Source organism: Frankia sp. CoWAU3, assembly GCF_977971855.1.
The window spans coordinates 18,595-24,539 of the sequence record NZ_CDWWXB010000035.1; the positions used below are offsets into that span (position 1 = coordinate 18,595).

6 protein-coding genes and 1 pseudogene are annotated in these 5,945 nt (G+C 70.8%); 4 read left to right on the plus strand and 3 right to left on the minus strand.

The genetic code is table 11. The features are described 5' to 3' along the window. On the minus strand, nucleotides 1-308 hold a 308-nt coding region (locus AC08ON_RS05820), incomplete at its 3' end, for a nucleoside/nucleotide kinase family protein (RefSeq protein WP_476616586.1). A 254-nt stretch (nucleotides 309-562) separates the two neighbouring features. Here AC08ON_RS05820 and AC08ON_RS05825 point away from each other — a divergent pair. The 3 genes from AC08ON_RS05825 to AC08ON_RS05835 all read left to right on the plus strand — a co-directional run bounded on the left by AC08ON_RS05825 (nucleotide 563) and on the right by AC08ON_RS05835 (nucleotide 3,152). Then, the gene (locus tag AC08ON_RS05825) at nucleotides 563-1,378 is read left to right on the plus strand and encodes a histidine kinase (RefSeq protein WP_476606750.1); all 816 of its coding nucleotides are present in this window, start codon (nucleotides 563-565) and stop codon (nucleotides 1,376-1,378) included. Then, a complete protein-coding gene (locus AC08ON_RS05830; protein WP_476606751.1) occupies nucleotides 1,375-1,977 on the plus strand; it encodes a hypothetical protein in 603 nt (200 codons plus the stop codon). The genes AC08ON_RS05825 and AC08ON_RS05830 overlap by 4 nt, the downstream gene beginning before the upstream one ends. A 155-nt stretch (nucleotides 1,978-2,132) precedes the next feature. Continuing rightward, a complete protein-coding gene (locus AC08ON_RS05835; protein WP_476616587.1) occupies nucleotides 2,133-3,152 on the plus strand; it encodes a CD225/dispanin family protein in 1,020 nt (339 codons plus the stop codon). 70 nt (nucleotides 3,153-3,222) lie between these two features. On the opposite strand, the gene AC08ON_RS05840 is transcribed toward AC08ON_RS05835, so the two are convergent. Further along, on the minus strand, nucleotides 3,223-3,708 hold the full coding sequence (locus AC08ON_RS05840) for a CD225/dispanin family protein (protein ID WP_476606753.1): 486 nt from the start codon (nucleotides 3,706-3,708) through the stop codon (nucleotides 3,223-3,225). A 481-nt stretch (nucleotides 3,709-4,189) separates the two neighbouring features. Here AC08ON_RS05840 and AC08ON_RS05845 point away from each other — a divergent pair, with 481 nt between their 5' ends. Next, the gene (locus AC08ON_RS05845) at nucleotides 4,190-5,506 is read left to right on the plus strand and encodes a glycoside hydrolase family 26 protein (protein ID WP_476606754.1); all 1,317 of its coding nucleotides are present in this window, start codon (nucleotides 4,190-4,192) and stop codon (nucleotides 5,504-5,506) included. A 62-nt stretch (nucleotides 5,507-5,568) separates the two neighbouring features. On the opposite strand, the pseudogene AC08ON_RS05850 reads toward AC08ON_RS05845, so the two are convergent. Next, nucleotides 5,569-5,945 (minus strand): annotated as a pseudogene (locus tag AC08ON_RS05850) (TIGR03085 family metal-binding protein); the annotation flags it as partial.

The window sequence follows — 5,945 nt, forward strand, 5'->3', positions numbered from 1 at the left end:
GCGTTCGACGCCACGTAACGATCGATGATCACCAGATCGTGCGTACGGACGAGGGCGTCGAGTTCGGGACGGGAGTTGGCCCGGTCGAGCGCGAACATCATCGCGCTCGCCCGGGGGGAGGCCGCGAGCGGCGCAAGCCGCGGATCGCCGGCCAGCAGGCCGCGCACCGCCGGGCCGAGGGGCTCAGTCGCATAGCGGGGATAGGCGAGCGTCGCGACGCTGCGGCCGGCGGCGGTGAGGCGGACGACCAGCCGCCCGGTCAGCGTGTTCTTGCCCGCGCCGTCGACGCCTTCGATCGCGAGAATCATCCGCCTGGCACCTCCCCGCCACCGGCCGTCGTGAGCCCTCGGGCCGCGACGGCCACCCTCAGGCCGCAGCGTAACCGTAACAAGGACACAATCCGTAACAAGGGCATCGCAAGGACACGTCGAAACCGGTCGACCACCGGCCGGACGCTTCCTCCTCCCGGCTGCGTCCCGGCTCCCGGCTGCGTCCCGGCCCGTACGCCGGATACGTCCAGTGGCGGATGTCGGCACGACGGCGGCTCGCTACCGTCGGAGAGATGGTAGAGGCCAGGCGCGGCATCTTCCCGGTGATCGGTGACGTCCTGTTCACCGCGTTCACCGCGGCGGCGTTGCTCCGCGGTTCCGGGGAGGTTGGTGCCGACCAGGTGCCCCCCTCCCGGCCGTTGGATGCCTTCGCCTACGTGCTGCTCGCTCTGCTGGCCGCAGCCATCCCCCTGCGCCGCCGGGCTCCGTTGGCCATGCTGATGGCCACGAGCCTGCTCCTCGGCGGCTACCTCGGCACCGGCTACCCGCACGGCCCCGCGTTCTTTCCCGTGATCGTGTCCGGGCTCGCGGTCGGGCTACGCCACGACCAGCGGACGACGAGCCGAGCCCTGGGGGTCTGCGTTCTGCTGATCTTCCTCGGCTCGGTCGTCGCGCTCCTGCGGGGATACGCCGACGGCGGCTGGAAGTTCGGCATCGCGATGATCGGGACGGTCGCGTCCTGCACCGTCCCCGCCTTCGTGGGCGCCTTGATCAGACTCAACCGCATCGCCTCTGCGCAGGCCAAGGAGGAGGCGACCCGCCACCGGATCGAACAGGAACGGCTGCGGATGGCTCGCGAGGTCCACGACGTCGTGGGCCACAGTCTGTCCATTATCTCCCTGCAGGCCGCGGTGGCGCTGCATGTGCTGGACCGGCGTCCCGAGCAGGCCCAGGTGGCCCTGGAGGCCATCCGCCGGACGAGCGTCGACGCGCTGGACGAGCTGGACGAGCTGCGGGCCACCCTGGCGTTCACCCGGGCCGGCCGGCGGGCGGACCCGGTGCTGCGTCACATTGCGTACGACGATGCCGCCGCTGGACGGACGACGTGAGGGGGCGGCCACACCAGTCTGATTCCCATGATGACAACCACTGGCGGGCCCGGTTCGCCATCACCCTCGAATACAGCCAGGGGACGCTGCGAACCCTGTTCCTACGGGAGCCCCGGCGGCTGGGTTGGCTCGCCGGACGCACGGCGGTCATGCTCGCCCTGGTGGCGGTGGCGGTGGCGCTCGTCGCCGCGCTGGTGGTCAGCATCGTCGTCGGGCTGGCCGTCGCCGGGATCCGGGACATTGACACGTCGGCATGGTGGAGCGCCGACGCGCTCGGGGAGGCGGCGTCGAGCTACCTGAACGCGCTGGTGGCCGCCGTTTTCTTCGGACTCGCCGGGACCGTGCTCGGGCTGGTCCTGCGGTCGACGGCGCTCACCCTCGCCGTCGGGATCGCGTGGACGTTTCCGATCGAGCACATCGTCCAGGAGTCCTGGAGCGGAGCGGGCCGGGTCTTTCCCGGACTGGTCTTCAACGCGATCGGCCAGGGAGGTACCGCCGATGCCGGCTACGGGTCGGTGCTGCTGGTCGGAGGTCTGTATGCCGCCGGTGCGGCGGTGGTCGGGGCGGTGAGCCTGGCCCGCCGGGACGTCACGGCCTGACAGCACGAATCTGCCAAAGGCAGACGAATGACGGACTGATGGCGGACGGATCGCCTATCATCACCGCTGATGGCGCCCGGCCGACGACGGGGAATGGCGGTTCGCATGGTGCCTTCCGATCGGAACCGCGGCGACGTCGTCAAGCGGATCGGACGTTGACCCCGCTCAACCGGCTGGTTCGCGAACTCGGTGGCGTCGACGCCTACGCCGTGCTCGGGGTGGCGCGCACCGCCGAGCGGGCGGAGATCCGCCGGACGTACCGGGCCCGCGTCCGGGCCCATCATCCGGATAATCCCGCCAGCCGGGACGCACAGTCCATGCGCACGATGCAGCTCCTCACCGTGTCCCACGAAATCCTCGACAGGTGGCGGGACGAGTACGACGCCCGCCTCACCGGGTCGCCCTCGTCCCCGACACCGGACGCGGGCGGCCCGGGATCGACGAACCACACCGGCCGGACGAATACCGGCGCCCGCACGAACGCCGGTTGCCGGACGGACACCGGTGCCCGCTGGGATCCCTGGACCGCGGCCAACACCGGCCCGCGGTCGGGCTCACGCATCAGCGACCCGTCATCCCGCACCACCGGCACCACCGGCACCACCGGCACCACCCAGCGTCGCCCGAGGACCGATCGGCCCCGCAGCCGCTGGGACGAGGAGCTCCGCCCGCCTCCGACCGGACCGTTGCGGTGGAACACGAACAACGTGGGGCGGCCTGGGCCAGGGGACACCGGCGGCCACTACTACTCGAGCGGACATCACTACTCGACCGGCTACCCGCGGAATCGACACAACGACACCGGCCCCCATCCGGGCTGGCCCGGAACACAGGCCCACCGACCCGCCGAACCCCACCAGACGCTCCGGCGGCACACGCAGACACCACGGCACGCGCGGACGCGGCAGCGGCCGGGGACCGAGGCGACGCCAAAGGTCGGCAATTACCTGGCTCTCGCGATCCTGACGACATTCCTGTGCGCACCGCTCGGCGTGATGGGGATCATCAACTCCTCGCGCGCGTCGAATCGACTCCTTGCCCACGACGTCGCCGGGGCGCGCCGGGCATCGCGTCGCAGCCTGGCCTGGTGCCTGGCCGGACTCGTGTTCGGCCTCCTCTTCCTCGCGTCTCTCTCGGTAATGGCGGGGCTCTGCGGCGGGAGCTCCATCGGCTGACGAGCCGACGAGCGAGCCAAGCCGACGGCCGTTACGACGAGAGCCTGACTCTCGGTCAGGCCACGCTCCTTCAGATGCGAGCGGGTGGGAGCGTCGAATACGACGTGCTGGAATCGGTCTCGAAGCCGCCGGCCAAGCCGATGACGAGGATGACCAGGAACACCACGATGATCGAGATGGCCGAGATGATGCACCACATCCTGGCCTTCTTGGAGGCGTCCAGCGCGCCGTTGATGTCGCCGATCTGCTGGCGGCTCTGCACCTTGGTGGCATAGACGATTGCCACCACACCGGCGGGCAGACAGCACAGCAGGGTGACCACGATCGACTGCCACAGGTAGGTCGGGATCGACTGGTTGTAGGGCGGAGGTGGGCCGAACCCACCCGGGCCGCCGTATCCCAGCGGGGCACCGTAGCCCTGCGGCGCGCCGTACCCACCGGGCGGGGGTCCATAGCCGGGCGGTGGAGGGCCGTAGCCGCCCTGGCCGTAGCCGCCCTGGTCATAACCCCCTTGGCCGTGACCGTCGGCGGGAGGGTACTCGGGTGGCTGGGACATTGGGTGCTCTCCTGTTGTCGTCGTGGCGGGCGAGCCGGTGAACGGCCCCGCCACCGCGCCTGGCCGCATAACCCCCGGGACGCTCGACCAGGCACCGCCGACACTCCAGCGACGCGTGATCCCCGACCCGTGCGCGGGATCCGTGACGCGAGGTGGGCGGACCACCAGGCACATCCCAGGCTCCGCGCGCACATTGTGGCACAGCCAGCGTGTCGACCAACCGGCGTGCCGACCAGCCGGGCTCCACGCCACCCGAGAGCCCCACCGCCCGAAACCCCCGAGTTCCGACAAGTCGGCCTAGCACGTCGGTGTAGTGTCTTGTCCGAACTATCTAGACACGGCAGCCGGCGTCGAGGGGGCGACCGGAGGTCGGTCCGGTCCGTCTCAGGCTGCTGTGCGACATGGAGGTCATCCGCTTCGGTGCCGAAGCCGGGACCCGGGGGGGCCTGACGACACTGCCACGCACGGAGGGATACCCGCGGTGAAGCACCGAGCGGAGGGCAATCCCAGCCCGCCGAGAGTCCGATCCGGTTCCCGGCGTGGGCGCCGCCGTCCGCGTCACCCTGCCTGGATCGCGTCGCTGGGCGTGATGGCTCTGATCGCTGCCGTAGTCGGGTGGACCCTTGTCCCCGAACGCGACACCGGGGGCGAGGGCTCGGCGACAGTCGAGGCCACCGCCATCCAGCACGGGAAGCCCCGACACGGCGATGACCCCCAGGTACACCCCAGCGTCTCGGCGGGCACGACCGGCGGAAACTCCCGCGCGACCGTCGGCTCGCCGTCGCCCGCCCCGGTGCCCGCAGGCGCCCCGGCCGGTACGGCCCCGCGGACCGCCGCCAAGCCGACGACCCCCGGCGCCGCGGCCCGGGTCACGAAGCCCGCGGTACAAGTGCCCGTCATCCCCGTCGGTGGTGGGGGCGGTTCGGTGCCCGGCGGCATGAGCGGCGTCGCCGCGGGGACGATGACGCAGGTACGGGCCTGGGAGAGCTTCCGCGGCTCGCCGGTCAACGTCGTGCTCACCTTCACCGACAGGTCGAGCTGGCAGACCATGACGAACCCGTGGCTCGGCTCGGGCCCGGAGAAGTTCTCGACCTTCGCCGGCACCTGGGTCATCTCGCAGTCCTTCTACCCCACGGGCGGTGGGGACATGAACTCCTGCGCGAGCGGCGCCTACAACGGCCACTGGGCGGACTTCGGCCGGTGGCTGGTGGCGAAGGGCCGCCCGGCGAGCGTCATCCGGCTCGCCTGGGAGTTCAACGGCGACTGGTTCCCGTGGTCGGTCTCCAAGACCAACCCCACCACCTGGGTGAACTGCTTCCGCCAGGTTGTCAGCGCGATCCGCTCGACGGATCCGCAGGCCCGCATCGACTGGGCGCTGAATGCGCACAGCAGCGGAGCCTGGGCCGTCTACCCCGGTGACCAGTACGTCGACATCATCGGCATCGACAGCTACGACCAATGGCCGGCGAGCACGGACGACGCTGCCTTCGCCAGCCAGTGTCACGCCGAAGCCGGGCTCTGCTCGACGATCGCGTTCGCCCGCCAGCACGGCAAGCAGTTCTCGGTCCCGGAATGGGGACTCGTCGGGAAGAGTGATACCGGGGCGGGCCGCGCCGGCGAGGCCGGCGGCGACAACCCGGTGTACATCCGCAACATGTACCAGACGTTCGCTGCGAACCGCGACATCCTCGCCTACGAGACGTACTTCAGCGATTCGTCACCCGGGAACGTGCACTCCTCCCTGGTGAACCCGGCAGAGCATCCCGCTGGCGCGGCCACCTACGCCTCGCTCTGGTAACGCCCCGCCCCGATAGCGGCACGGCTCCGACCGGATCGCACCCGGATCGCAGCCGCCGGGAGCTAGGGACCGGTGGGAGCCGCGCGGAACCGCTCGATGTCGGCGTCGGAACCGCGCAGCTCGACCCGGGCGACCTGGCCCCGCCCGAACGCGTACAGCACGATCTCCTCAGGTGGCCCGACGATCTCCACCACCGGCTCGCCGCCGTGCAAGGCGCGCCGGCCAGGAGCGTCCGTACGCTCCGCCACGACACCCAGGCCGGCTCGCCGGAACCCGGCGAACCCGATCAGCAGCAGAGCGGTCCACATCGCGTCACGGCTTCTGGTGTCAAGCTCGCGAGGCTCCCAGCCAGGGGCGGCGCGGCGGATGTCCTCGGCGTGCACGAAGAACTCGACCAGGTTCATGGCATCGTCGATCAGGCCGATGCGGGTCGGCTGCC

Coding starts and splice junctions, on each gene's coding strand:
- AC08ON_RS05825 (WP_476606750.1), top strand. CDS start 563: ATGGTAGAGGCCAGGCGCGGCATCTTCCCGGTGATCGGTGACGTCCTG.
- AC08ON_RS05840 (WP_476606753.1), bottom strand. CDS start 3,708: ATGTCCCAGCCACCCGAGTACCCTCCCGCCGACGGTCACGGCCAAGGG.